Origin of the sequence: Massilia alkalitolerans DSM 17462, from assembly GCF_000427785.1 — a bacterium.
Taxonomy (GTDB): domain Bacteria; phylum Pseudomonadota; class Gammaproteobacteria; order Burkholderiales; family Burkholderiaceae_D; genus Telluria; species Telluria alkalitolerans.
On sequence record NZ_KE386581.1, the window covers coordinates 27,903 to 51,731 of the forward strand.

A 23,829-nucleotide genomic window follows, 5' to 3' on the forward strand; every position below is an offset into this window, starting at 1 on the left:
TTTTGCTATGCTTGCGCCATGTCTTACCCGCCTCCAGACCACGCCGCCCTGCTCGCCGCCGCCTTCAAGGAAGAACTCGCCACCAGCCGCAAGCTCGCCGCCCGCACCGGAATGCCGGACGCCGAGGCGCTGCGCGCCACCCTGAGCCTGCGCGCCGGCGCGGCCGGGCTGGACCAGTTGCTGGCCGCGCGCGCCGCCGAGCGCCTGCGCAGCGAGCATGGCGCCACGGCGCGGCGCGCCCTGGCCGCGGCGGCCCTGTCCCGGCGTGGCGGGGCGAATGCTGACGCGCCCGCATGGCGCGCCTGGTTCGACGGGTCGGCCCGGCCCAACCCGGGACGCTGCGGGATCGGCGCCGTGCTCGAAGGGCCCGGCGGCGTGCGCATCGAACTGTCGCGCGAGGCCGGCCATGGCAACAGCAGCGAAGCCGAATACCTGGCCCTGGCCGCCGTCCTCGAAGCGGCCGTCGAGCATGGCGTGCCGGCGCTCGCCATCGAGGGCGACAGCCAGGTCGTGATCGACGACGTCCATGCGCCCGACAGCGCCAGCGCCCCGGCGCTGCGCGCCTACCGCGCGCGGGTGCGCACCCTGCTGGAGCGCCTGCCGGGCAGCACGCTGCGCTGGATCCCGCGCCACAAGAACCAGCAAGCGGACGCGCTGTCGCAGCGCGCCGTGCCTCCCCACCCGACCGAAGAAACGCATGCGCCCGACGAACGACGAACCCAAGACTGACCTTGCCACCTGGCGCCCGCGCCTGGCGGCGATGGCGGCAGGCGCCAGCGGCGGCGACGGCGCCCACGACAGCGCCCATCTCGAACGGGTCTGGCGCAATGCCCAGGCCCTGCTAGCTGGGCACCCGCAAGCCGACGCCCTGGTCGTGATGGCCGCCTGCTACCTGCACGACCTGGTCAACCTGCCCAAGAACGACCCGGACCGCGCCCAGGCCTCGACCCGCTCGGCCCAGCTGGCGCGCCACCAGCTGGCGTGGATGAACTTTCCGCCCGAGCGTCTCGACGCGGTGGCGCACGCCATCGCAGCGCACAGTTTTTCGGCCAACATCCCGGCCGAGTCGCTGGAAGCGAAGATCGTGCAGGATGCCGACCGCCTGGACGGCCTCGGCGCGGTCGGCCTGGCGCGCATGTTCTACATCGCCGGCCGCATGGGGACAAGCCTGGCCCACCCCAGCGACCCGCTCGGCAACGCGCGCGAATTCGACGACCGCAGCTACGCGCTCGACCACATCATGGTCAAGCTGGCCAGGCTGCCGGGCATGATGCAGACCGAGGCGGGACGCGCCCTGGCCGAGGAAAGGCTGGCGCGGCTGATGGCCTTCCGCGAGGAGTTCGCCGCCGAGAGCGGCGCCCTCTCCTGATTTCTCAGCGCGGCTTCCCCGCCTTGCGGCGGCTGGCGGCCAGTCCAGCCAGACCGAGTGCGCCCAAGGCCAGCGAGGCGGGTTCCGGCACTGGCGCCGGTCCTGCGTCGAGGGCGCCGATAGCGACGTCGTCGAACCCGATCCAGCCATCGAGACCGCCGAATATCACCGAACGTGCGGTGCCGGCGAACAGTATTTCGACCGGACTGAATACGCAGAACAGGTTGTTCCCGTCCTGACACGGGTCGACATTCACCGGAAGGTTGAACATGGCCAGTAGGTTGCCGGTCCCGTTCAGACCGTCATACACGTTGACGAATCCGGCTTCGCCCGCTGCGTAGTGAAAAGCCAGACGGGTATCGAACCCGGCGCTCACGTTCATGACGGCACCGCCGCCAGAAAAGAATGCGAGGACGGTGGTGCCGGATGGCATTCCGCTGATCGTTCCACTTCCGCCAGTATCGGAGTCGACCAGGCCGATACTGTCGAGCGAAAACTGGATTCCATAGTTGATGCCGCTGGCGCCACTCGAATCGGTGCCGCCGTTGTAAAAGCCGTTGACAGCGGCGAAATCGCCGATACCCTCGAAATCCAGGACGATCGGCGCAGCAGCGACGCTTCCCGTGGCGAACAAGGCCGCAACGCCGCAGGCGCAGGCAATCTTTTTCAGGTAGCTCATGTTTTCCCTATTTTTTGGCTGCCGAAAGTGGCGCGAACGGGGATGCAAAATGTGTGCCAATATATTGCCGAGGGGCTATCTACCGAAAGTTGAGGCTGTTTGGCGCTCGACTGTCAATTTTTCGACACCGCGCTGTCGCCGCGTCGGAAGGCGGCTTGCCCGATGTTAAGATAAGGGCACGTCACCCGTCCGAGGCATTCATGAGCAGCTCGACCGCGCCGCAATCCGACCCTGAGACATCCAGCAAGGGCAAGCTGAATTTCGTCCTGGTCTGCATCTTCATCGACATGCTCGGCATCGGGCTGATCGTCCCGGTGATGCCGCTGCTGGTCGGGCAGTTTGTTCCGGCGCGCGACGACCAGGCTCTGTGGTTCGGGGTGCTGGCCGCGACCTTCGGGGTGCTGCAGTTCCTGTTCATGCCGGCACTTGGCGCCCTGAGCGACCGGATCGGGCGCCGCCCGGTGCTGCTGTATTCGATGGCGGGCATGTGCGTCAACTTCCTGGTCACGGCCTGGTCGCCGAGCCTGCTCTGGCTGTTCGTTGGGCGCATGATCGGCGGCATGTCCTCGGCCAGCATGTCGGTGGCCGCAGCCTACGCCTCGGACATCTCGACCAAGGAAAACCGCGCGAAGAGCTTCGGCAAGATCGGCGCCGCCTTCGGCCTGGGCTTCATCTGCGGCCCCATGCTCGGCGGCCTGCTCGGCAACAACGACCTGCGCCTGCCCTTCTACGTGGCGGCGCTGCTGGGCGCGGCCAACCTCGTCTACGGCTACTTCATGGTGCCGGAGTCGCTCCCCGCCGGCCAGCGCCCGCCCTTCTCCTGGGCGCGCCTGAATCCCCTGGCCGCCCTGCTGCGCCTGGGGCGGCGCACCGACATCCGCGGGCTGATCGTCGCCATCACCCTGGTCACCTTCGGCCAGATGATGCTGCAGTCGACCTGGGTGCTGTACACCACCTTCCGCTTCGACTGGACCCCGCGCGACAACGGCATCGCCATGTTCTGCGTCGGCCTGGTGTCGGCCGTGGTCCAGGCCTGGCTGCTGGCGATCCTGATCCGGCGCTTCGGCGAGGTGCGCCTGTCGCTGATGGGGATCACCTCGGGCGCCGTGACCCTGCTCGGCTATGGCCTGGCGACCCAGGGCTGGATGATGTATGCGCTCATCCTGTGCAACGTGCTGGGCTTCGCCGCCACGCCGGCGCTGCAGGCGATCGTCTCCAAGGCCACCCCCGCCAACCAGCAGGGTGAGCTCATGGGCTCGCTGCAGTCGATCAGCAGCCTGGGGGTGATCATCACGCCGATCATCGGCACCGCCATCCTGGCCACCGTCAGCCACCTGCCGCCGGGCGACTGGCGCATCGGCAGCCATTTCCTGCTGTGCGCGGGCATGCAGACGGTGGCGATCCTGGTGGCCTGGCGCTACTTCCGCATCCACCGCGTGCACGACAGCCATGGCGAGCGCCAGGGCAAGGAAGAGATGCGGGCCTGATCGGTCAGAACTTCAGTTCCAGCGTGGTGCGCAGCTTGATCCCGTTCGGATAATTCCAGCGGCGCTTCTCCAGGCCGCCGACCGGATCGTCGTAGCTCGGCTCGAAGGAGTTGCCTTCTTCCAGCAGGTTCGACAGCGCAATGCGCAGCACGGTTTTCGGGTTGAAGGTCCAGGCCGCATACGTGTCGAGGTCGGTGCGGCCGATCCGGTAGAAGCCGCGGTTCGCCGCAACCTGCACGTAGCCGCCGCGCCGGTGCGCCACGCTGGCCCCGAGCGCCAGCGCGCCCGACTTGTAGTCGACGCCGAGGTTGGCCGTGAGCGGCGTCTGCTGCTCCATCCGGTTGTGCGGCCCCGGCACCGAGTCGACCCGCGACCAGTTGCGGCTGACGCTGGCGCGCAGGTCGATCGCAGGCGCGCCCGCGTACAGCAACTTGAGCGGGAACTTGGTCTCGATCTCGAGGCTGCGCAGGGTGGCGCGGTCGTCGTTCACGGGCGTGAAGATCCAGCGCAGGCCGTCGAAGTAGATGTGGTTGCTGGTGTAGTCGTCGATGCGGCGCAGCGCGCCGCTCACCGACAGCATGGCGCCCTCGGCCCAGTAGTGCTCCCAGGCGGCATCCAGGCCCCAGGCCAGCTCCGGCTTCAGGTTCGGGTTGCCCTGGAAATCAGCCTCGGTAGCGCTGTTGTTTTCCCATGCCGAGCGGCGCGGCACGATGCTGTCCAGGTCGGGCGCCTTGTAGGTGCGGCTGAGCGCGAAACGGACCTGATCCGCCTCCTTGCCCTCCTTGGCCGGGAACTTGTACAGGGTTTGCAGGATCGGGCTCAGAACGCTCGAACGAACGCGCGTCGATTCGACGGCATTGCCCGACACGCGTGTGCGCACGCCTTCCCAGCGGGCGCCCAGGTAGACCGACCAGCGCGGATCGATGGTCCATTCGTCCTGCACGTAGAAGGCGGCGCGGCTGACCTGGGCGCGGAAGTCCTCGTCCAGCAGCTGCCCTGGTGCGAACACCCGGACCGTGTCGCGCTCGGCGCGGATATCGGTGCTTTCGTTGACGCGCAGGTCCCAGCCCAGCGCCAGCAGATGGCCGCCGTCCATCGTGCGGCTGGCCTTGCCGGTGGTGTTCAGGCCGCGGGCATGGGTGTCGGACAGCGTGCTCCCCTCGGTTTCGGGCAGGCCACGGGCGTCCAGGCCGCTGCGACGGAAGAACATCTTGCGCGACGACCATTCGGCGCCCAGCTTTGCGTCGAGCTTCAGGCCGGATTCCAGGCTACGGGTCCAGCTCAGGTCCGACTTCAGCATCCGGTCGTCCATCTCGCCGAAGGTCTGCAGGTCCGGCGTCTGCGGCGGCCGACCGATCAGCGTGGTGACGACCGGATGGGCCCAGTTGCGAAAGCTCGAGCTGGTGGCAATGGTTTCCCACGCCAGCGTGTCACCGTTGTCGAGGGTCCAGTTCAGGCGCGGACTCAGGTTCAGGCGGTTCATGTGTCCTCGTTCCGGCGCGTGCACCGTACGGTACATGTCGACCCTGCCGTCAGGCCGCGTGTTTTCCTCGAAGCCGCCCCACTCCCGATCCAGGCTGTCGTGGTTGCCGCTGGTCGAGACCGACCAGGACGATTTCTCGCCCCGGTCGCCCAGCTGGGTGCTGAAGGTCGGGCCGCGGAAGTCGTTCGACAGCAGGTAGCCCAGCTTGGCCTCGCGCTGGCGCCCGTTGGTCTGCTTGCGCAGCACGATGTTGATGGTGCCGGCCACCGACTCGCTTGAAAACTCGGCGGTCGCCACGCGCAGCACCTCGATGCGCTCGATCATGTCGGGCGACAGGGTGTCGAGCGCGAAGCCGCTCGGCGTGCGCTCGCCGTTCACCAGGATCTGGGTATAGCCCCCGCCCAGCCCGCGCATCCTGATCTGCGTGCTGCGTCCGGCGCCGGTGGTCACGGTCACGCCGGGAATGCGCTTGAGGACCTCGGCGACATTGGTGTCGCCGTAGCGGACCACCTCCTCGCGCTTGACGACGATGCGGGCGGCGGTGTCGTCGCGGCGGGCGTCGTAGCCGGTTCCTTTCACTTCAACCTGCTGGATGGCGCCGTCTGCAGTGCTTTCTTGGGCGGCTGCCTGGGCACAGAGCCCGGCGACGAGGACTACCAGGTAACGGGGGCGCAGCAATGTCATTCCAGTCTCCAGAAATAGTTGTTCAATTAATGTGAAGAACTATATTCCATAGGGTGGCAACATGTAAACGACACACAGAACATTTGATTGCTATTACATAGCACTTCAAATTTCCATGGAAAAGAAAAACCCGGCGCAGGGACCGGGTTTGGAACAGAACAAGTGCTCGTCAGAACTTCAGTTCATAGGTCAAGCGGTAGCGCACGCCCTGCGGGAACACGAACCTGCGGGTCTGCGAACCGAAGCGTGCGTCCTCGTAGGTATTCTCGTTGATGAAGTCCTGGCCCGTCATGTTGCTGACCGCGAAGCGCAGCTGGCGCTGGGCGTCGAACTTCCACAACGCGTACATGTCGAGCTCGCGGCGCGGGATCACGTAGGCGCGCTGGTTGGTCGACACCCGCACCGGACCGCCGCGGCGGTAGGCAAAGCTGCCGCCGGTGGTCAGGGCGCCCACCTTGTAGTCGGCGCCCAGGTTGACCGTCAGCGGGGTCTGCTGGTCGAGGCGGTTGTTCGGGCCCGGCACCGATTCCACCCGCGACCAGTTGCGGTTGACGCTGGCGCGCAGGTCGACCGCCGGCGCGTCCTTCATGACCGCTTTGAGCGGGAACTTGGTCTCGATTTCCAGCGAGCGCGTCGTAGCGCTGTCCTGGTTACTCGGGGTCTGGATCCAGCGCTCGCCGTCGAAATAGGTCAGGTTGCGGGTGAAATCGCTGATGCGGCGCTGCGACACGCTCACCGACAGCAGCGCGCCTTCGGCCCAGTAGTGCTCCCAGGCCGCGTCGATGCCGAAGGCCAGCTCCGGCTTCAGGTTCGGGTTGCCGCGGTAATCCGGTTCGGTCGAGCTGTTGTTCTCGCTGACCTGGCGGCGCGGGGTCAGGCTGCCCACGCCCGGCGCTTTATAGGTGCGGGTCAGGGCCAGGCGCACCTGGTCGCCCTTCTTGCCCGGAATCTTGTACAGCGTCTGCATGATCGGGCTCCACACGTTGGAGCTCGATTCGCCGCGCTCGAAGGTATTGCCCGTGACGCGGGTGCGGATGCCTTCCCAGCGCGCGCCCAGGTACATCGACCAGGCCGGGGTGATGTTCCATTCGTCCTGCGCGAACATGGCCAGGCGCTTGACGCGCGCTTCCGAGACTTCGTAGGCCGGCACGTTGCCGCTCACGCGCACGCGGTTGATGTCGTTGCGCTCGTCGTCGCGGGTGTCGACGCCGCCGTCCCAGCCGAAGGCGAAGGTGTGGCCCTTCTCGATGCTGCGGCTGTACTTGCCGGTAGAGTTGAAGCCGCGATCACGGCCTTCGAGCAGGCTGGTGGTGTCCAGCAGCGGCACGCCGGCGCTGGTGGCGGCCGTACGGTGCGAGATGCTGTCGTTCTCCATGGCCTGAGCCCCCACCTTCAGGTCGAGCTTGGCGCCGGACTCGAACTTGCGCGCCCAGGAGAGGTCCGAGCGCAGGAACCCGTTCTTCGCCTCGAAGGCATTGGCCAGGGTCGGGAACGGCGGCGGCGGGCCGATGAGGGTCGTGGTCGGCTGGCTGAAGCGGTTCTTGAAGCGGTGCTGGTTGATGAAGGTTTGCGAGGTCAGGGTATTGTCCTGGCCGAGCGTCCAGTTCAGGCGCGGGCTCAGGTTAATGACGCTCATCTCGCCCTTCTGCGGCAGCACCATGGTGCGCAGCATGGTGACTTCGCCGTTGGGCGCCACGCCGCGTTCCTCGCCGGTGGACTCGAACTCGAAGCGGTCCTTCATCGCGTTGGCCGAGATCGAGTACGAGAAGCCGCCCTCGCGGTCCGACATCTGCAGGTTGGCATTCGGCCCGTAGCCATTGCTCGATCCCTGGGCCGCCAGTTTCAGTTCACGCAGGCGGTTCTTCACCGAGCGTTTCAGGATGATGTTGATGGTGCCGGCCACCGACTGGGTCGAGAACTCGGCGCTGGCGGCGCGCAGCACCTCGATGCGCTCGATCGAGTCCGGCGCCAGCGAGTCCATCGAGAAGCCGGCCGGCGCGCGTTCGCCGTTGACCAGGATCTGGGTATAGCCCGCACCCAGGCCGCGCATGCGGATCTCGCCGCCGCGGCCGTTGGAAGAATTGACGGTAATGCCGGGCACGCGCTTGAGCACGTCCAGCACATTGGTGTCGCCGTACTTGGTGATCTCTTCGCTGCTGACCACGACCTTGGTGGCGGTGTCGTCGCGGCGCGGGTCATAGCTGTCGGCCGTGCCCTTCACCTCGACCTGGGTGATCTTCTTGGCCGGCTCCGCCTTGGTCGCAGCGGCTGGCGCCGGGGTCTTGGCATCTTGCGCGGAGACGCCGAGGGCCGGGAGGCACAGGCTGATCGCGGCGGCGAGCACGGTCAAACGGAAGGGACGGGATACGGGGGACATTGAATACTTCGAAAGTGATAGGAACTGCAATTGTCCCAGAAGCAACTCAGCCTGTCTCCAAGAATCGAATATGCATGCTGCAACTATTTTTCTCGCATACGCCGTCCATACGAGCACTGGAGTACACTGTTGGCAGGCGATAAACATGCATTCCCGTATGTGAAGCCCGTATAATGCGCGATCGTTTTCAAACCGAGAGGCCCATCCAAGTGTCCCGTCTAAAAGTCCTGCCCCAATATGTGATGCCGAAGACGGCGCTGACCAACTTCGCCGGCCGCGTCGCCGGTGCCAAGGGTGGCGCCATGACCACGCGCCTGATCCGCTGGTTCGTCGGCAAGTACGGCGTCAACATGGACGAGGCGGCGAACCCGGACATCGCGAGCTACAGCAGCTTCAACGAGTTCTTCACCCGCCCGCTGCGCAGCGATGCGCGGCCGCTGGCGAATGCCGATTTCGTGTGCCCGGTGGACGGCGCGATCAGCCAGTTCGGCGACATCGACGACCACCACATCTTCCAGGCCAAGGGACATAAATTCACCAGCGCGGAGCTGGTGGGCGGCGACGAGACGCTGGCAGCCCATTTCCAGCACGGCCACTTCGCCAACCTCTACCTGAGCCCGAAGGACTACCACCGCATCCACATGCCCTGCGACGGCCGCCTGACGCGCATGATCTACGTGCCGGGCAAGCTGTTCTCGGTGAACCCGACCACGGCGCGCGGCGTGCCGGGCCTGTTCGCCCGCAACGAGCGCGTCGTGTGCGTCTTCGAGTCGGAACAACATGGCCCCTTCGTGATGACCCTGGTGGGCGCCACCATCGTCGGCAGCATGGCCACCAGCTGGCACGGCGTGGTCAATCCGCCGCGCATGCCGCGCATCTGCGAATGGAATTACGATTCGCACCCGGTGGTGCTGAAGAAGGGCGAAGAGATGGGCCGCTTCCTGCTCGGCTCCACCGTCGTCATGCTCTTCAAGAAGGGGACGATCTCCTTCAACGGCGAATGGGCGCCGGAGCGCTCGGTGCGCCTGGGCGAGGTGATGGGGAACCATCCTCGCTGATCACGATCGGCGTTCGGTCGCCGACTTCCGTACATTTCTCTTCCATCAGGTCCAGAAAGGCCCGGGTCTTGGCCGGCATCAGGCGGCGGCCCGGAAAGACCGCCCAGCCCTGGGTGGTCGGCGGTTCCCACTCCGGCAGCACCCGCACCAGCTCCCCCGTCTGCAGGTAAGGACCGGCGAAGGTCAGCGAGCTGGCCGCGATGCCGGCGCCGCGCGACGCCAGCCGCGCCAGCAGCTCGGGCGAATTGGCGGTGAGGCGCGCAGGCACCTGCCGTTCCCAGCGCAGCTTGCCGCGGGTGAGCACCCAGGGCGTCGCACCTCCGTAGCGGCTCAGCATGCACAGCAGGTCGTGCTGCAGCAGGTCGTCGGGATGCTCGGGCAAGCCGTGCCGGGCCACGTACGCGGGCGAGGCATACAGTCCCCAGTGTTCCAGGTTGATCGGGCGCGCGTTCAGCGACGCGTCGTCCGGCAGCTCGCCCATGCGGATCGCGATGTCGTAACCCTCGGCGATCAGGTCGACCCGGCGCGGCGACAGGTCCATCTCCAGCGACACCTCGGGATAGCGCGCGATGAAGCGCGCGATCACCTCTTGCAGGCCGATATTGGCGAAGTCGCCCGGCAGGGACATGCGCAGCTTGCCGCTCGGTTCCTGCTGGCGGTGCTGGGCCAGCGCGCCGGCCGCCTCCACCTCTTCCGCCACCTTGCGCGCGTGCTCGAGCAGGCTGGCGCCGAATTCCGTCACCACCAGCTTGCGCGTGGTGCGCTGCAGGAGGCGCTCGCCCAGCTTCTGCTCCAGCAATGCAATGCGGCGCGAGACGGTCGATTTGGGCAGCTGCACGCGCTCGGCGGCGCGGCTGAAGCTGCCGGCCTCGACGATCCGGGCAAAGAGCAGAAGGTCATTCGGTTCGACTTCCATGATTGTTCCACCAGTAGGATAATGTTATCCATTCTACTGTCTTCCGCAACGATTTTGGAACCGCTAAAGTGTCTCCATCGACAAACTTTCTTGGAACGAAGGGACACATAACATGAACATCCTGCAAATCACCTCCAGCGTCCGCGGCAACGATTCGGAATCGACCCGCGTTACCGATCTCATCGTGAACAAGCTGGTCTCCGGCAATCCGGACGCCAAGGTGGTGCGCCGCGATGTCGGCGCCCAGCCGCACCCGCTGCTGGACGGCGCCGCGGTCGGCGCCCTGTTCACCCCGGCGGACCAGCGCAGCGCCGAACAGGCCGCCCGCGTGGCCCTGGACGACGCCCTCATCGCCGAAGCCCAGGCCGCCGACGTGATCGTGATCGGCGCCCCGATGTACAACTTCGGCATGCCGGTGCAGCTGAAGAACTGGTTCGACGCGATCGCCCGCTCCGGCGTGACCTTCCGCTATACCGAGACCGGTCCGGAAGGCCTGCTGAAGAACAAGAAGGTCTACGTGGCCACCGCTAGGGGCGGCGTGTACCCGGTGGAAGCCGATCCGCAGGTGCCGCACATCCGCATGCTGCTGAACTTCCTGGGCATGACCGACCACACCTTCATCTACTCGTCGGGCCTGAACATGGGTCCTGAGGCGGCGGCCAAGGGCCAGCAGGCAGCCAACGAGGCTGTGGAAGCGGCGCTGGCGTAACCCATGACGTAGAATCGCGCCGCCGGGAGGCGGCGCGCAACCGATCGACACACGAGGAGAACAGCATGACCGAGTTGACCAACACCGCAGCAATCGTGAAATCGCGCGGGGTCGAACGCCTGATCCAGGGCCAGTTCGTGATGGACGGCGCGGGCGTGAAGATCAACCGCGTGCTGACCGGTTCCCTGCAGCGCCGCCTCGACCCCTTCCTGATGCTGGACGCCTTCGGCAGCGACAAGGCGGGCGACTACATTGCCGGCTTTCCGGAGCACCCGCACCGCGGCTTCGAGACCGTCACCTACATGCTCAACGGCCGCATGCGCCACCGCGACAGCGCCGGCAACGAGGGCCTGGTGACCAATGGCGGCGTGCAGTGGATGACGGCCGGCCGAGGCGTGATCCACTCCGAGATGCCGGAGCAGGACGAGGGCCTGATGGAAGGCTTCCAGCTGTGGCTCAACCTGCCCGCCAAGGACAAGATGATGGACCCGTGGTATCGCGACATCCCGACCGAGGAAGTGCCGTGCTTCACCGTTGATGCCGGCGTGACCGTGCAGGTGATCGCCGGCGAGACCCACGGCGTGAAGGGCGCGGTGCAGCGCGAGCATACCCTGCCGCTGTACCTCGACATCGAGATCCCGGCCGGCGTCATCTTCGAGCAGCCGATCCCGCAGGGGCACAACGCTTTTCTCTACGTGTACCGGGGCGAAGCGGTGGTCGAGGGCAAGGGCGTGGGCAAGACGCGCATGGCGGTGCTGGACAATGCCGCGGGCGCCGACGGCGTGCGCATCAAGGCGATCGAGCCGACCCGGCTGATCCTGCTGGCGGGGCGTCCGCTGAACGAGCCGATCGCGCAGCACGGCCCATTCGTGATGAACACCACCGAAGAGCTGTACCAGGCCTTCGACGATTTCCGGGCGGGGCGGTTTGCAGCCTGAGGCTTTGCAGCCCGCCATTGCCGCCTGCTACACTGACGGGATGACGCACGTTCATCCCGTTTTTTTATGCCCCTGATCGACACCGTTGCCGACCTGCTCGCACGCGCCAGCCGCGCGCTCGGCTTCGAGACGGCCGATTCCTTCCCGCCCGGCCATGCCTACGCGCGCACCCGCTGGAACAAGGCCTACTTCGACATCCCCTCGGACCTGAAACCCGACGCGATCGAGCAGCGCATGTGCGAGGCCATCGTCAACACCCCTTCCCTGTTCGGGGAAATCCTCAATCCCACGCCGCGCATGCAGCGCACCCTGCTGGGCATCATCGAGGGGCGCCTGCGCCGCGGCCAGGGGGCGCCCGTCGACCTGGCGGCGCTCCTGGTGGCGGCCTACCGCAGCCCGCATACGGTGGAGACCGTGCCGGGGCTGCGCCAGGCGATTCGCGACACCTCGGGCTACGAGCCGCAGGTGCAGGCCAATGCCATCCTGGCCTACCTGGCGGATGCGCCGGCGGCGTTTGGCGTCATCGAGGCGCGGGGCTGAGCATGCCCGGCCGTGCCGCATTGCTCGGCACGTAGCGCTCGCGCAGCAGCATGAAGGGCGTCTCCACCAGCTTGTAGAGCAGCCAGCCGCTCAAGACCGACAGCACCAGCAGCACCATGATCGTCAGCGGATGCTCCGCGCCGAAACCTTGTGTCTTCATCCACTTCGCCGCCATCACGCACGCCGGCTTGTGCAGCAGGTAGATCGCGTAGGACCACAGCGCCAGCGCACCGGCGCCTGGCACGCGCAGGCTGCGCAGCAGCGAATGCTCCGACACCGCAGAGACGATCAGCAGCGAGAAGCCGAGCGCCATCAATGGAAAACCAAACACGGTGATGCCGAAGCCGTAGCGGTCGTCGAGGAAGAACCAGAACGCCACCCCACATGAAAGCAGGCCCAGCACGCCCATCAGGTTGCCGTGCCGGGTCAGGCGCGCCCAGAGTCCGACGTGGTGGTTGCGCAGCAGCGCCAGCGCCACGCCGGCCAGCAGCTCGTCGTACCTGCATAAGCTTGAGTAATAAATGTACTTGAAATAGAAGTAAAGCTTATAGTTCTGCCCCGCCATCTCCTGCCACAGCTCGGCGCGGATCAGCATGCCGGCGATGAAGGCGAGCGCAATTCCCGTCCAGGCCAGACGCAGTGACCCGCCAAACAGGATGCCCAGCAAGGCCACGGCCGGCAGCAGCATATAAAACTGTTCCTCGATCGCCAGCGACCAGGAGTGCGAAAAGGCGCTGCCCGGCTCCAGTGCGAAGTTCTGGATGAAGGCGGCATATTCCCATAGCGGCAGCAAGGGCGCGCCGCCGCGGAAGGCCGGCCACAGGAAGTACAGCGCCAGCACCAGCCAGTAGTTCGGCAAGGTGCGCAGCAGGCGGCGCGCATAGAAGTGCTTCAGCGAGAAGCCGCCCGGGCTTTTCAAGCTTGCAAAGATCTGGTTGCCGATCAGGTAGCCGGACAGCGCGAAGAACAGGTCGACCCCGACCCAGCCGATCTCGCCCACCCAGCCGAAGGTCGGCGCATCGCTCACGAACAGCACGTAATGGTGCAGGACGACCAGCGTCACGGCGAGCGCGCGCAGCGTGTCGAGGCCGTGGATGCGGGTGGAGATGGTGGACATGCTGGCCGTTCTGGTTGGGAAGTGGCGGATCATGCCACGGCCCTTCGGCATCCGCCACTGTTTGCCGATAAAATGTCGGCTCCCGAATCATTCCAACCCTTTCCCCTGGATCAGCACCGCATGAATCCCCAGAGCCAGTATCAATTCAAGTCCGTCAACTACACCGGCCTCCAGCCGGGCCCGCGCGTCATCATCATGGGCGCCACCCATGGCAACGAAGTCTGCGGCACCATCGCCATCCGCCGCGTGATGGAAGAAATCGATTCCGGCAAGCTGCACATCGCGGCCGGCAGCGTGACCTTCGTGCCGATCGTGAATCCTAAAGCCTACGAGCAGAACACCCGCAACGGCGACCGCAACCTGAACCGCAACCTGTTCCCCAAGGAAGACCCACAGGACTTCGAGGACCAGATCGCCAACTGGCTGTGCCCCCTGCTCGCCCGGCATGACGTGCTGCTCGACCTGCACTCCTTCAATGCGACCGGCGGCCAGCCTTTCGTGATGGTCGGCCCGCTGAACAACGACGGCACGCTGCAGCCCTTCCAGCACGCGGAGAAAGAACGCGCCTGGGCGCGCCGCCTGGGCGTGAAGCGCTTCGTGGACGGCTGGCTGGCCGCCTACGGCGACGGCGTCAAGCGCCGCAGCCGCAATGCCGACGAGCTGGAAACCGTGCTGCGCTACGGCGTCGGCACCACCGAGTACATGCGCACCACGGGCGGCTATGCGCTCACGCTCGAATGCGGCCAGCATGTCGATCCGGCCGCGCCGGAAGTGGCCTACCGCGCCATCATGAACACGCTGGCGCACCTGAAGCTGATCGCGGCGCCCGATCCGGAGCCGGTGCCCTTCGACGAGATGGAAGCCCTGTCGATGGTCGTGGTGCACGACAAGCTGCACGCCGGCGACGCCTTCAGCCGCCAGTGGGCGAGTTTCGACCCGGTGGCCGAAGGCGACGAGATCGGCGTGCGCGCCGACGGCAGCAAAGTGGTCGCCGAGTTCAGCGGCCGCATCCTGTTCCCGGATGCGAAGGCCAATGCCAACTCCGAGTGGTACTACCTGACCCGCCCGAACCCGCGCTTCGGCCGAGAATAAGCAAGACCCTGCTGAAGCCGCCGCCAGCAGGGTTTTCCGATATATCGTAAGATGACGATATTCGGATCGAAAGAACCCGATACAAGGAAGAGCTCATGGACATCGACGCGATCCACAAGGCCCTGGCCAATCCGGTGCGGCGCCAGATCCTGCATTGGCTGAAGGATCCGCAGCAGCATTTCGCCGAGCAGGAGCACCCGCTCGACATGGGCGTGTGCTGCAAGCTGATCGACCAGCGCGCCAAGCTGTCGCAATCGACGGTCTCGGCGCACCTGGCGACCCTGCACAAGGCAGGGCTGGTGAGCACGCGGCGCGTCGGACAGTTCATCTTCTTCCAGCGTAACGAGGAAGTCATTCAGGCCTTCCTCGATCAACTGAACGACGGACTTTAGGAGTACCCCAACGATGGCAACAATGTTTGACCCGATCAAGGTAGGCGCACTCGAACTGCCGAACCGCATCATCATGGCCCCGCTGACCCGCGCGCGCGCCGTCGGAGCGGGCCGCGTGCCGAACGCGATGATGGCCGAATACTACGTGCAGCGCGCCGACGCCGGTCTGATCCTGTCGGAAGCCACCGCCGTCACCCCGATGGGCGTGGGCTATGCCGACACCCCCGGTATCTGGTCGGACGAACAGGTGGAAGGCTGGAAGATCGTCACCGACGCCGTGCACAAGGCCGGCGGACGCATCGTCCTGCAGCTGTGGCACGTGGGCCGCATCTCGGACCCGCACTTCCTCGACGGCCAGCTCCCGGTCGCGCCGTCCGCGATCCAGCCGAAAGGCCACGTGAGCCTGCTGCGTCCGATGCGCGACTACGCCACCCCGCGCGCGCTGGAAACGCATGAGATCCCGGCCATCGTCGCCGCCTACCGCAAGGGCGCCGAGAACGCAAAGAGGGCCGGCTTCGACGGCGTCGAGATCCACGGCGCCAACGGCTACCTGCTCGACCAGTTCCTGCAGGATTCCACCAACCAGCGCAGCGACCAGTACGGCGGCTCGGTCGAGAACCGCGCCCGCCTGATGCTGGAAGTGACCGATGCCTGCATCGAGGTGTGGGGCGCGGACCGCGTCGGCATGCACCTGGCGCCGCGCCGCGACTCGCACGACATGGGCGACTCGAATCCGCGCGAGACCTTCGGCTATGTGGCGCGCGAACTCGGCAAGCGCGGCATTGCCTTCATCTGCGCCCGCGAAGCCGTTGGCGACGACAGCCTGCGCGCCTACCTCAAGAAGGAATTCGGGGGCGTCTACATCGCCAACGAAAAGCTGACCAAGGAGAGCGCGGAGGAGCTGATCAAGTCGGGCGAGGCCGATGCGGTGGCCTTTGGCGTGTGGTTCATCGCCAACCCGGACCTGCCCAAGCGCCTGAAACAGGATGCGCCGCTGAACCAGCCGCGGCCGGAACTGTTCTACGGCTCGGGACCGGAAGGCTACATCGACTACCCGGCGCTGAACTGATCCCGCCCTAGTCCGCCAAACCGGGTTCCCTTTCGCGGGAACCCGGTTCTACGTGCAGGACACTCCGCCCAGCGCCCGTACGTACGTTCTATTTTCGTATATGTATGTGGTGTAAACGACACCCCGCTCATGCTATTCTTGCGCGATTATTCTTATCGCGCACCGAGCCTGCGCTGTCCAGGAGACCACGTGAAACACTTCGCCCCCCGCGCCATGGCATTCGCCATCGCTTCCGCTTTCGTCTTCAACGCCGCCAACGCTGCTCCAGCCCCTGCGCGCGCCGAGAACGCCTACCTGTCGGAAGCCGACGCCATGGCCAGGTCAAGCCGCGTGTCGAACGTGGACTACGTGCTCGACTTCACGCTCACCGGCAAGGAAAACTTCGCCGGCACCACCACCGTCACCTTCGACCTCAAGGATACCGACTCGGCCCTGACCATCGACCTCGACAAGGCGACCGTCAAATCCGTCAGCATCAACGGCAAGCAGGTCCCGACCCGCTACAACAACTGGTTCGTCACCCTGGCGCCGGAACACCTGGCCAAGGGCCGCAACAGCGTCACCATCAGCTACGAGCGTCCGCACAGCACCAACGGCGAAGGCCTGCACCGCATGGTCGACCCTGTCGATAACCGGGTCTATACTTATTCGCACTTCGAGCCGGCCGCCGCGCACCAGATGTTCGCCGTGTTCGACCAGCCGGACCTGAAGGCCACCTACACCGTCACCGTGAATGCCCCGGCCGACTGGCACGTGGTCACCACCACCCGTGAATCCAACATCGCGGAAGCGACCGGCGGCAAGCGCTGGACCTTCCCCAAGACCAGGAAGCTCAGCCCCTACAACTTCTCGCTGCACGCCGGTCCCTACCAGGTGTGGGAAGACAAGAGCGGCAAGTACCCGATGCGCCTGTTCGCGCGCCAGTCGGTGGCCAAGCAGGTGACCCCGGCCGACTGGTTCCGCTACACCAAGGCCGGCCTGGAGTTCTTCGACAACTACTACGGCATCCCTTACCAGTTCGAGAAATACGACCAGCTGCTGGTGCCCGACTTCCTGTACGGCGCCATGGAGAACGCCGCCGCGATCACCTTCGCCGAAGCCGGCTTCCTGTACAAGGCCGAGATGACCCCGGCGCAGAAGATGCGCCTGGCCGAAGTCATCATGCACGAGATGGCGCACCAGTGGTTCGGCGACCTGGTCACCATGAAGTGGTGGAACGGCCTGTGGCTGAACGAGAGCTTCGCTTCCTTCATGGCGACCCTGGCCACCGCCGAAGCCACGGAATTCAAGGATGCCTGGCAGGCCTTCTACCAGGAAGACAAGCAGGGCGCCTACACCATGGACCAGAAGGTCTCAACCCATCCGATCGAGGTGCCGGTGCCCTCCTCGGCCAACGCCTTCGACAACATCGACGCCATCACCTATTCGAAAGGCGCCTCGACCCTGAAGCAGCTGCGCCACATGCTGGGCGAGGAAACCTTCCGCAAGGGCGTGCACAACTACCTGGTGAAATACTCCTGGCAGAACGCCACGCTCGACGACTTCATCAAGAGCCTGGGCGAAGCCGCCGGCCGCGACCTGTCCAAGTGGAGCCAGGAATGGCTGTACCAGGCCGGCGTGAACACCATCACCGCCAACTACAGCTGCTCGAACGGAAAAATCAGCAACTTCTCGCTGGCCCAGACCGCTGCAAGCCGCGCCCTGCCGACCCTGCGCGAGCAGCGCGTGCAGGTAGGCGCCTTCAAGCGCGAGAACGGCAAGCTGGTGCTTGCCAAGAACGTGCCGGTGACGTACTCCAGCGCGAAGACCAATGTCGCCGGCATGGTCGGCAGCGCCTGCCCCGACCTGGTGTATCCGAACTACCAGGACTGGGGCTTCGTGAAGGTCAACCTCGACAAGCGCTCCTTCGAGACCGCCCGCAGCACCCTGGGCGGCGTGGAAGACCCGCTGCTGCGCGCCATGCTGTGGCAGGCCCTGTGGGACGGCGTGCGCGACGCCAAGCTGCCGCTCAACGAATTCATCGACGTGGCGCTCGCCAACGCGCCGCAAGAGAAGGATTACACGCTGCTGGGCGACGTGCTGGGCAAGGTCGGCTACTCGAAGTACTACCTCGACGCCATGGGCCTCAAGGATGGTCCACAGCGCGCCTACGCGAACAAGACCGGCAAGGCGCTGGAAGACATGGCCTGGCAGGGCGTGCTGGCCAACAAGGGCAACGACGCCTTCCAGCGCCGCTGGTTCGGCACCTACATGGGCCTGGCGAGCAGTCCGGAAGCACTGGCGCGCCTGGCCGGCATGCTCGAAGGTAAGGGCACCGAAGGCCTGAACATCAGCCAGGACCAGCGCTGGGCCATCATCAACCGCCTCAACCGCTTCAACGTCCCGGGCGCGGCCGGCCTGGTCGAAGCGGAGCAGGCGCGCGACAAGTCCGACACCGGCCAGGGCGCCGCGCTGGCCGCGACCGTGGTGCGTCCGGATCCGAAGGTCAAGAGCGAGTGGCTGGGCACGGTGGAAGACCTGAAGACCAAGCTGCCGTTCTCGCGCATCCGTACCGCGATGGGCGCCATGTATCCGGTCGAGCAGCACAAGCTGGCCGAACAGACCGCGAGCGAGCGCCTGGCCAAGCTGCCGGCGATCGACAAGGCGGCCGGCCCGGTCTTCATGCGCACCTACGCGGGCACCATGATCCCGGCCGGCTGCACGCCGCAAAGCGTCGAGCGCCTGCAGCGCGCCGCCGACACCATGAAGGACCTGTCGGCCGGCACCCGCCGTTCGCTGCTCGACACGCTGCAGGAAGACCAGCGCTGCGTGGCGATCAAGAAGGCATTGACCGCACCGAAGGCGTAAGCGGCGCTGGTGACGGCCTACCCACGCAGCAGGCCCGGCTGGCCCCTGGCGGCCACGCTGGGCGTCCACCTGCTGCTGGCCTGGAGCTGGCGGATCGCGCATCCGCCGGCGCCGCGCCAGCCTGAGCTGCATCGGGATCGGGTCATCGACCTGATCACCGTGCCGCCATTACCGGAGATGCCGCGGATGCGTTCCGAGCCGCCTGCCAGCCCTGCCATGCCCAGGGAGCGCCGCGCGCGCAGCAGGGCTGCAGAGACGGGCACGTCCCCCGAACCGGAGCCCATTGCTCCGCCACCGGAAACACCGGCAACGGTGGCCGATCCCTTCGCCATCAGCGCGCCATCCGCGCCATCGGAATCCGCACTCGATGCGATGCTCGGGCGCGCGAAGCGCGACGCCGTCATCATCGACCGCGAGATGCGCAAGGGGAAGTCAGGCGTGCCGGAAGTCGCCGACACGCCGATGGGACGCTTCAGGCAGGCGCTCGAAGCTGCCCACAAGGACAGCCGTCGCGGCTTGGTCAGCGACACCTATACCGCGCCCGACGGCCAGGTCATCTACCGTTTCCGCCAGGGCGGCAAGGTATGGTGCCGCACAGGCGGCAGCGTACGACCGCAGATCGGCGGGGCGAACGGCGGCGGCGCCACCCAGTTCGACAGCGCCGGCGGCGGAGCCGCCGCGGGGTTGATCCGCTGTCCGAGCCACGGCGACTGGAAACGCGACTGAAACGACGCCGGCCTGCCCGCTCAGCGCTTGCCGCCGTTGCCGCCCGCGGCGGGCGCGCACAGTTCCTGGACCCGGCGCCAGGCCCCGGTCCCTTCGCACACCACGGGCGGGCGCCCCTGCAGCAGCTTGCCCAGGTCGACCGGCTTGCCCTCGTTGACGGTGACGCCGCGGTTGATCGGGATGCACAGCGCGTCGTGCCAGGCCGCCGCATAGCCATCCGGCGTCGGCAAGGGCCCGCGCGCCCGCACCGCGGCCGCCTCGCATGCCTTTTTCGTCTGGAAAGTTCCACGCAGGCTGGTGCTCTCCAGGCTCACATCGCGGTGCTGCTGCAGATAGAGCAGCAGGATCATCGTAAACATTCACACTCCTTCAGTATCCCGCACGCCTGCGCTTCTTCAAACGCCCGCGCTGCCCCGACAGTTAGCCTGTGGGTCCACAGAAAGGACCACCATGTTCAAGCTCGTCACCTGGAATATCCAGTCCGGCCGCAGCCCGGACGGCAGGACAGATCTCGACCGTATCATCGCATGCCTCGACCGATTTTGCAGTTTTGACATGCTTTGTGTGCAAGAAGTTTCGAGTGGCTATACCGCGGGCGCCGAAGACCAGTTCGCCATGCTGCGCGAGCGCCTGCCCGGCTATACCGGCTTCGAGGCCATCGCCTGCGACACCGCCGCTGTCGGCGCCGCCGATGCTGCGCGGCGCCGCTTCGGCATGATGGTGTTCTCGCGCCATCCGGTCCTGCAGGCCCTGCGCCACTCCCTGCCCTGGCCCTCCGAGCCCGAGGTCATGAGCATGCCACGCACCGCGCTCGAGCTCACGGTGGCGGCGCCCGGCGGGCTGCTCCGCGTCGTCGCGGTGCACCTCGAATACTTCTCGCAGCGCCAGCGCATGGCCCAGGTCGAGCGCCTGCGCGACCTGCACCGCGAGGCCAGCCTGCATGCGGCCAATCCGCCGGCCCCGGGCCGCGGGCCCTTCGCGGTGCCGCCGCGCGCCATGCCGGCCCTGCTGGCCGGCGACTTCAACATGCTGCCGGGCTCGCCCGAACACCAGCGCCTGCTGGCCCCGTTCGGCGACGGCGCCCATCCCTGGCGCGACTGCTGGCAGCTGGCCCAGCCAGGACGGCGCCACGCGCCCACCGTCGGCCTGCACGACGCCAGTCCGGAAGCCTGCGCTCCCTTTACTTTCGACTACGTGTTCGCGAGCGCCGACCTGGCCGAGCGCGTGCGGCGCGTGCGGGTGGACGCCAGCGAACAGGGCTCGGATCACCAGGCACTGCTGGTCGAGCTCGATTGGGACGCGTGAGCCGTCAAGACACCCGGCACCGCGCCGGGCCGTACAATGGCGGTGTCGCGGCCGCATGCCGCCCGAACCGTTCTTGCATCACGAGGCCACATTGGACTGGGATTATCCGCGCCCCTACACCCTGCCCGTCACGCCCGAAGCCGGCGACATCGACGGCCTGAACCACACCAACAATGCCGTCTACGTGCGCTGGTGCGAGCAGGCCGGCTGGGCCCATTCCGAACAGCTCGGCCTGTCGCTGGACGATTACCGCCGCCTCGACCGCGCGATGGCGATCCGGCGCGGAGAATACGACTACCTGCTGCCCACGCTGCTGGGCGAATCGCTGACCCTGGCCACCTGGCTGGTCGCCGGCGACGGCAAGCTTGCGATGCAGCGCCGCTTCCAGCTGGTGCGCGACAGCGACGGCGCCACCGTCCTGCGCGGGTGCTGGGACCTGGTCTGCATCGAGATCAGCAGCGGCCGCCCGCGCCGCATGCCGGCCGAGTTCCTCGACACCTACATGCCGGCGGTCACGCAGGCCTCTTGACAGCCCAAGAGCCGATGCGGCGTGTTGAGTGTCCTCAAAGTAGACCTTGAGACAACCGGCCTCCCTCCCGCTTGTGCTGGGTCAAACTGACTCCGTCACGTCCGTTGCCACGAGAGAGAGATGCGCCACTACCCGTTCGTCGCCGCCTGGCCCGCCAAACGCCCGCTGCTGGCCGCCCTGCTCTTCATCCTGTTCGGCGCCACGGTGCTGTCCGGTTGTCGCCTGCGCGAGCCCGGCCAGGAAGACCTCGTAATTCCCGAACTGGTGCGCACCCACCTGTACGTGGCGCCATCCGGCTCGGACAGCAACCCGGGCACCCGCGACGAACCCTTCCGCACGCTCACCCGCGCCGCCCAGGCCGTTACCCCCGGCACCACGGTCCACGTCGCGCCCGGCACCTACTTCGGCGGGGTGCGCACCAATACCCATGGCACGGCCGAAGCGCGCATCGTTTTCGAATCAAGCGAGCGCGGCGGCGCGCGCCTGGTGCCGCCGCTCGACTCGCGCCAGCCTGCGGCCTGGGACAACCGCGCCAACTACCTCGACATCATCGGCTTCGAAATCGACGGCGGCCAGTACCAGAGCGGCATGAAGTGGCTGAGCGGCATCTACAACGGCGGCTCGCACAACGGCATCCACCACAACCACATCCACCACATCGGCAACGACGTGCCTTGCGAGGCCAAGGGCGGCGCCGGCATCGGCGTCGACAGCTACTACAAGGGCAGCGACGCCGAAGTGGTCGGCAACAACGTGCACGACATCGGCCCGCCCGAGTGCCGCTACATGCATGGCATCTACGTCAGCACCACGGCCAGCGTGCGCGACAACATCATCTACCGGACATCGGGCGCCGGCATCCACCTGTGGCACGACGCCAGCAACGTGACGATCCGCGGCAACACGGTGGTCGGCTGCGGCACCGGCATCGTGGTCGGCGGCGGCGACTTCTATCACAGCACGGGGCCCAACGACCACACGCAAACGGCCAACAACATCGTCTACGACAACGGCCACGGCATTATGGAACAGGGTGCGACGGGCCAGAACATCAGCTACCGCAACAACCTGGTGTACCAGAACGCGGGCGGCGACTGGAAGCTCTCGGCGGGACGCCGGCACAGCGGCACCGTGGCCGCGGCGCCGCTGTTCGCCGACTACAGCCGGGCGCTCGCCACGCCCGACTTCCGGCTCCAGCCGGGCTCACCTGCGATCGGCAAGGGCCTGCCGCCGGATGCCGGCGATGCGGTCGCGCTGCGGCCGCGGCGGCCGATCGATATCGGCGCGGTGCCGTATACCGACTCGGAACCGACCGGTGGGCCGGCGCCGGGGGCGCAGTAAGGTCCGGGTTTAGAGAATCTCCTGCACCAGGTCGAACGGGCGGCACAGGCGCACACCCTTCGGCGTGACCACGAAGGGACGGTTGATCAGGACCGGATGCGCCGCCATCGCATCGAGCAAGGCGGCGTCGTCGACGCCGGGCTGGTCCAGGCCGAGTTCAGCGAACAGGGCTTCCTTGCTGCGCACGGCCTCGCGCGGACTCAGGCCGGCCGCGGCGATCATCGCCGCGACTGTTCGCGCGCGGGCGGCGCCGACAGGTACTCGACCACCTGCGGTTCATGGCCGGCTGCGCGGATCGCCGCCAGGGTGTTGCGCGAGGTGCCACAGCGCGGATTATGGTAAATCGTGATATCCATCTGTTAAATACAATTCAATATTGGCGAAAAACTAGCGGCATCATAACCACACCTCATGTCTGCCACCAGCTTTTTTGCTTGTTCCTCGCTCCAGCTCGCTATAGAATTCGACGCTTATTTTTCCGGTAGAACACAAAAGCTGCTCGGAAAAAAGCGTTTGAACCGCGACGGAGAATCGATGAGCGAACACCTGCTGCGCCCCGCAGCACTTCCCACCTGGGGCCAGCGCACTGCGCTTCGCCTGCTGAACCTGGCCGGTTGGCAGGTGCACTTCAAGCCCCTGCCGGGACCGCACGGGATCGCCGTGGTCTATCCGCACACCTCGAACTGGGATTTCCCTATCGGCCTGCTGGGAAAATGGGCGGTCGGCCTGAAGTTCCGCTGGGTCGCCAAAGATTCGCTGTTCCGCGGCCCGATGGGCGCCATCATGCGCTACTGGGGCGGCATCGCCATCGACCGGCGCGCCTCGATGGGCGCCACCCGCCAGCTGGCCCAGACCATGCTCGCCTCGTCCTGGTGCTGGATCGGCATCACCCCGGAAGGCACGCGCAGCTACCGCCCGCACTGGAAGAGCGGTTTCTACCACCTGGCCACGACGGCCGACGTGCCCCTGCTGCTGGTCTACATCGACTACCGCGCCAAGGTGCTCAGCGTGGTCCATACCCTGAAGCTGAGCGGCGACACCGAGAAAGACATGGCCGCCATCGCCGCCGTCTACGAGGGCCGCCAGGCGCTCTATCCCGACCAGGCCGCGCCGATCAAGCTGGCGCCGCCGCGCGATCCCTCCGAGCCGCAACGCCGCCGGGCTTGAATCC

Annotated in this window: 22 protein-coding genes and 1 pseudogene; 16 read left to right on the forward strand and 7 right to left on the reverse strand. The window is 66.4% G+C overall.

Features of this window, described 5'->3' with window-relative positions; translation table 11 throughout:
* Positions 1-18 precede the first annotated feature (18 nt).
* Both YWC_RS31210 and YWC_RS0127030 read left to right on the forward strand, forming a co-directional pair.
* Entirely contained in the window at positions 19-729 is a 711-nt protein-coding gene (locus tag YWC_RS31210; protein ID WP_051306795.1) for a ribonuclease HI family protein, read from the forward strand.
* Positions 698-1,369 carry an HD domain-containing protein gene (locus YWC_RS0127030; RefSeq protein WP_027868125.1) on the forward strand — a complete coding sequence of 224 codons (672 nt, stop codon included), beginning with the start codon at positions 698-700 and terminating at the stop codon, positions 1,367-1,369. The genes YWC_RS31210 and YWC_RS0127030 overlap by 32 nt, the downstream gene beginning before the upstream one ends.
* 4 nt (positions 1,370-1,373) lie before the next feature.
* On the opposite strand, the gene YWC_RS0127035 is transcribed toward YWC_RS0127030, so the two are convergent.
* Positions 1,374-2,048, reverse strand: coding sequence for a PEP-CTERM sorting domain-containing protein (locus YWC_RS0127035; protein WP_051306796.1), 675 nt, complete (start codon positions 2,046-2,048; stop codon positions 1,374-1,376).
* Between the two features lie 200 nt (positions 2,049-2,248).
* Here YWC_RS0127035 and YWC_RS31215 point away from each other — a divergent pair, with 200 nt between their 5' ends.
* The gene (locus YWC_RS31215; RefSeq protein ID WP_051306797.1) at positions 2,249-3,535 is read left to right on the forward strand and encodes a TCR/Tet family MFS transporter; all 1,287 of its coding nucleotides are present in this window, start codon (positions 2,249-2,251) and stop codon (positions 3,533-3,535) included.
* A gap of 4 nt (positions 3,536-3,539) precedes the next feature.
* Here the strand turns inward: YWC_RS31215 and YWC_RS0127045 are convergent, their stop codons facing one another.
* Together YWC_RS0127045 and YWC_RS0127050 are read right to left on the reverse strand one after the other, a co-directional pair.
* Entirely contained in the window at positions 3,540-5,702 is a 2,163-nt protein-coding gene (locus YWC_RS0127045; protein WP_036216457.1) for a TonB-dependent receptor plug domain-containing protein, read from the reverse strand.
* Between the two features lie 169 nt (positions 5,703-5,871).
* Entirely contained in the window at positions 5,872-8,079 is a 2,208-nt protein-coding gene (locus YWC_RS0127050; protein WP_051306798.1) for a TonB-dependent receptor plug domain-containing protein, read from the reverse strand.
* A 173-nt stretch (positions 8,080-8,252) separates the two neighbouring features.
* On the opposite strand from YWC_RS0127050, the gene asd reads away from it, so the two are divergent.
* Positions 8,253-9,137: an archaetidylserine decarboxylase gene (gene asd / locus YWC_RS0127055; RefSeq protein WP_084416637.1), complete on the forward strand. Its 885-nt coding sequence runs from the start codon at positions 8,253-8,255 to the stop codon at positions 9,135-9,137.
* On the opposite strand, the gene YWC_RS0127060 is transcribed toward asd, so the two are convergent.
* Positions 9,070-10,053: a LysR family transcriptional regulator gene (locus YWC_RS0127060; protein ID WP_027868130.1), complete on the reverse strand. Its 984-nt coding sequence runs from the start codon at positions 10,051-10,053 to the stop codon at positions 9,070-9,072. The genes asd and YWC_RS0127060 overlap by 68 nt on opposite strands.
* 112 nt (positions 10,054-10,165) lie before the next feature.
* Between YWC_RS0127060 and YWC_RS0127065 the strand changes: the two genes are divergently transcribed.
* The 3 genes from YWC_RS0127065 (at position 10,166) to YWC_RS0127075 (ending at position 12,240) form a co-directional block, all read left to right on the forward strand.
* The gene (locus YWC_RS0127065) at positions 10,166-10,762 is read left to right on the forward strand and encodes an FMN-dependent NADH-azoreductase (RefSeq protein ID WP_027868131.1); all 597 of its coding nucleotides are present in this window, start codon (positions 10,166-10,168) and stop codon (positions 10,760-10,762) included.
* A gap of 65 nt (positions 10,763-10,827) precedes the next feature.
* On the forward strand, positions 10,828-11,700 hold the full coding sequence (locus tag YWC_RS0127070; protein WP_027868132.1) for a pirin family protein: 873 nt from the start codon (positions 10,828-10,830) through the stop codon (positions 11,698-11,700).
* 66 nt (positions 11,701-11,766) lie between these two features.
* Complete coding sequence (locus tag YWC_RS0127075; protein ID WP_027868133.1) at positions 11,767-12,240, forward strand: hypothetical protein; 474 nt, start codon at positions 11,767-11,769, stop codon at positions 12,238-12,240.
* Here YWC_RS0127075 and YWC_RS0127080 read toward each other — a convergent pair.
* Positions 12,221-13,357: an acyltransferase family protein gene (locus YWC_RS0127080; protein WP_027868134.1), complete on the reverse strand. Its 1,137-nt coding sequence runs from the start codon at positions 13,355-13,357 to the stop codon at positions 12,221-12,223. The genes YWC_RS0127075 and YWC_RS0127080 overlap by 20 nt on opposite strands.
* Before the next feature lie 120 nt (positions 13,358-13,477).
* On the opposite strand from YWC_RS0127080, the gene YWC_RS0127085 reads away from it, so the two are divergent.
* The 5 genes from YWC_RS0127085 (at position 13,478) to YWC_RS0127105 (ending at position 19,483) form a co-directional block, all read left to right on the forward strand.
* Positions 13,478-14,449: a succinylglutamate desuccinylase/aspartoacylase family protein gene (locus YWC_RS0127085; protein WP_027868135.1), complete on the forward strand. Its 972-nt coding sequence runs from the start codon at positions 13,478-13,480 to the stop codon at positions 14,447-14,449.
* A 95-nt stretch (positions 14,450-14,544) separates the two neighbouring features.
* The gene (locus YWC_RS0127090) at positions 14,545-14,841 is read left to right on the forward strand and encodes an ArsR/SmtB family transcription factor (protein WP_027868136.1); all 297 of its coding nucleotides are present in this window, start codon (positions 14,545-14,547) and stop codon (positions 14,839-14,841) included.
* A gap of 13 nt (positions 14,842-14,854) precedes the next feature.
* Complete coding sequence (locus tag YWC_RS0127095) at positions 14,855-15,910, forward strand: alkene reductase (RefSeq protein WP_027868137.1); 1,056 nt, start codon at positions 14,855-14,857, stop codon at positions 15,908-15,910.
* A 189-nt stretch (positions 15,911-16,099) separates the two neighbouring features.
* Entirely contained in the window at positions 16,100-18,757 is a 2,658-nt protein-coding gene (pepN, locus tag YWC_RS0127100) for an aminopeptidase N (RefSeq protein ID WP_229413217.1), read from the forward strand.
* A 9-nt stretch (positions 18,758-18,766) separates the two neighbouring features.
* Positions 18,767-19,483: a hypothetical protein gene (locus YWC_RS0127105; protein ID WP_027868139.1), complete on the forward strand. Its 717-nt coding sequence runs from the start codon at positions 18,767-18,769 to the stop codon at positions 19,481-19,483.
* A 20-nt stretch (positions 19,484-19,503) separates the two neighbouring features.
* On the opposite strand, the gene YWC_RS0127110 is transcribed toward YWC_RS0127105, so the two are convergent.
* Positions 19,504-19,842 (reverse strand): hypothetical protein, encoded by a 339-nt coding sequence (locus YWC_RS0127110; RefSeq protein ID WP_027868140.1) that lies wholly within the window; start codon positions 19,840-19,842, stop codon positions 19,504-19,506.
* A gap of 91 nt (positions 19,843-19,933) precedes the next feature.
* On the opposite strand from YWC_RS0127110, the gene YWC_RS0127115 reads away from it, so the two are divergent.
* The 3 genes from YWC_RS0127115 (at position 19,934) to YWC_RS31220 (ending at position 22,658) form a co-directional block, all read left to right on the forward strand.
* Positions 19,934-20,788: an endonuclease/exonuclease/phosphatase family protein gene (locus tag YWC_RS0127115; protein WP_027868141.1), complete on the forward strand. Its 855-nt coding sequence runs from the start codon at positions 19,934-19,936 to the stop codon at positions 20,786-20,788.
* Positions 20,789-20,879: 91 nt separating this feature from the next.
* Positions 20,880-21,317 (forward strand): acyl-CoA thioesterase, encoded by a 438-nt coding sequence (locus tag YWC_RS0127120; RefSeq protein ID WP_027868142.1) that lies wholly within the window; start codon positions 20,880-20,882, stop codon positions 21,315-21,317.
* Between the two features lie 120 nt (positions 21,318-21,437).
* Positions 21,438-22,658 carry a right-handed parallel beta-helix repeat-containing protein gene (locus tag YWC_RS31220; RefSeq protein WP_084416638.1) on the forward strand — a complete coding sequence of 407 codons (1,221 nt, stop codon included), beginning with the start codon at positions 21,438-21,440 and terminating at the stop codon, positions 22,656-22,658.
* A 12-nt stretch (positions 22,659-22,670) separates the two neighbouring features.
* On the opposite strand, the pseudogene arsC reads toward YWC_RS31220, so the two are convergent.
* Positions 22,671-23,014: pseudogene (gene arsC / locus YWC_RS31225) on the reverse strand (arsenate reductase (glutaredoxin)); the annotation flags it as partial.
* A gap of 178 nt (positions 23,015-23,192) precedes the next feature.
* Here arsC and YWC_RS0127135 point away from each other — a divergent pair.
* Positions 23,193-23,825 (forward strand): 1-acyl-sn-glycerol-3-phosphate acyltransferase, encoded by a 633-nt coding sequence (locus YWC_RS0127135; RefSeq protein WP_027868143.1) that lies wholly within the window; start codon positions 23,193-23,195, stop codon positions 23,823-23,825.
* Positions 23,826-23,829 lie beyond the last annotated feature (4 nt).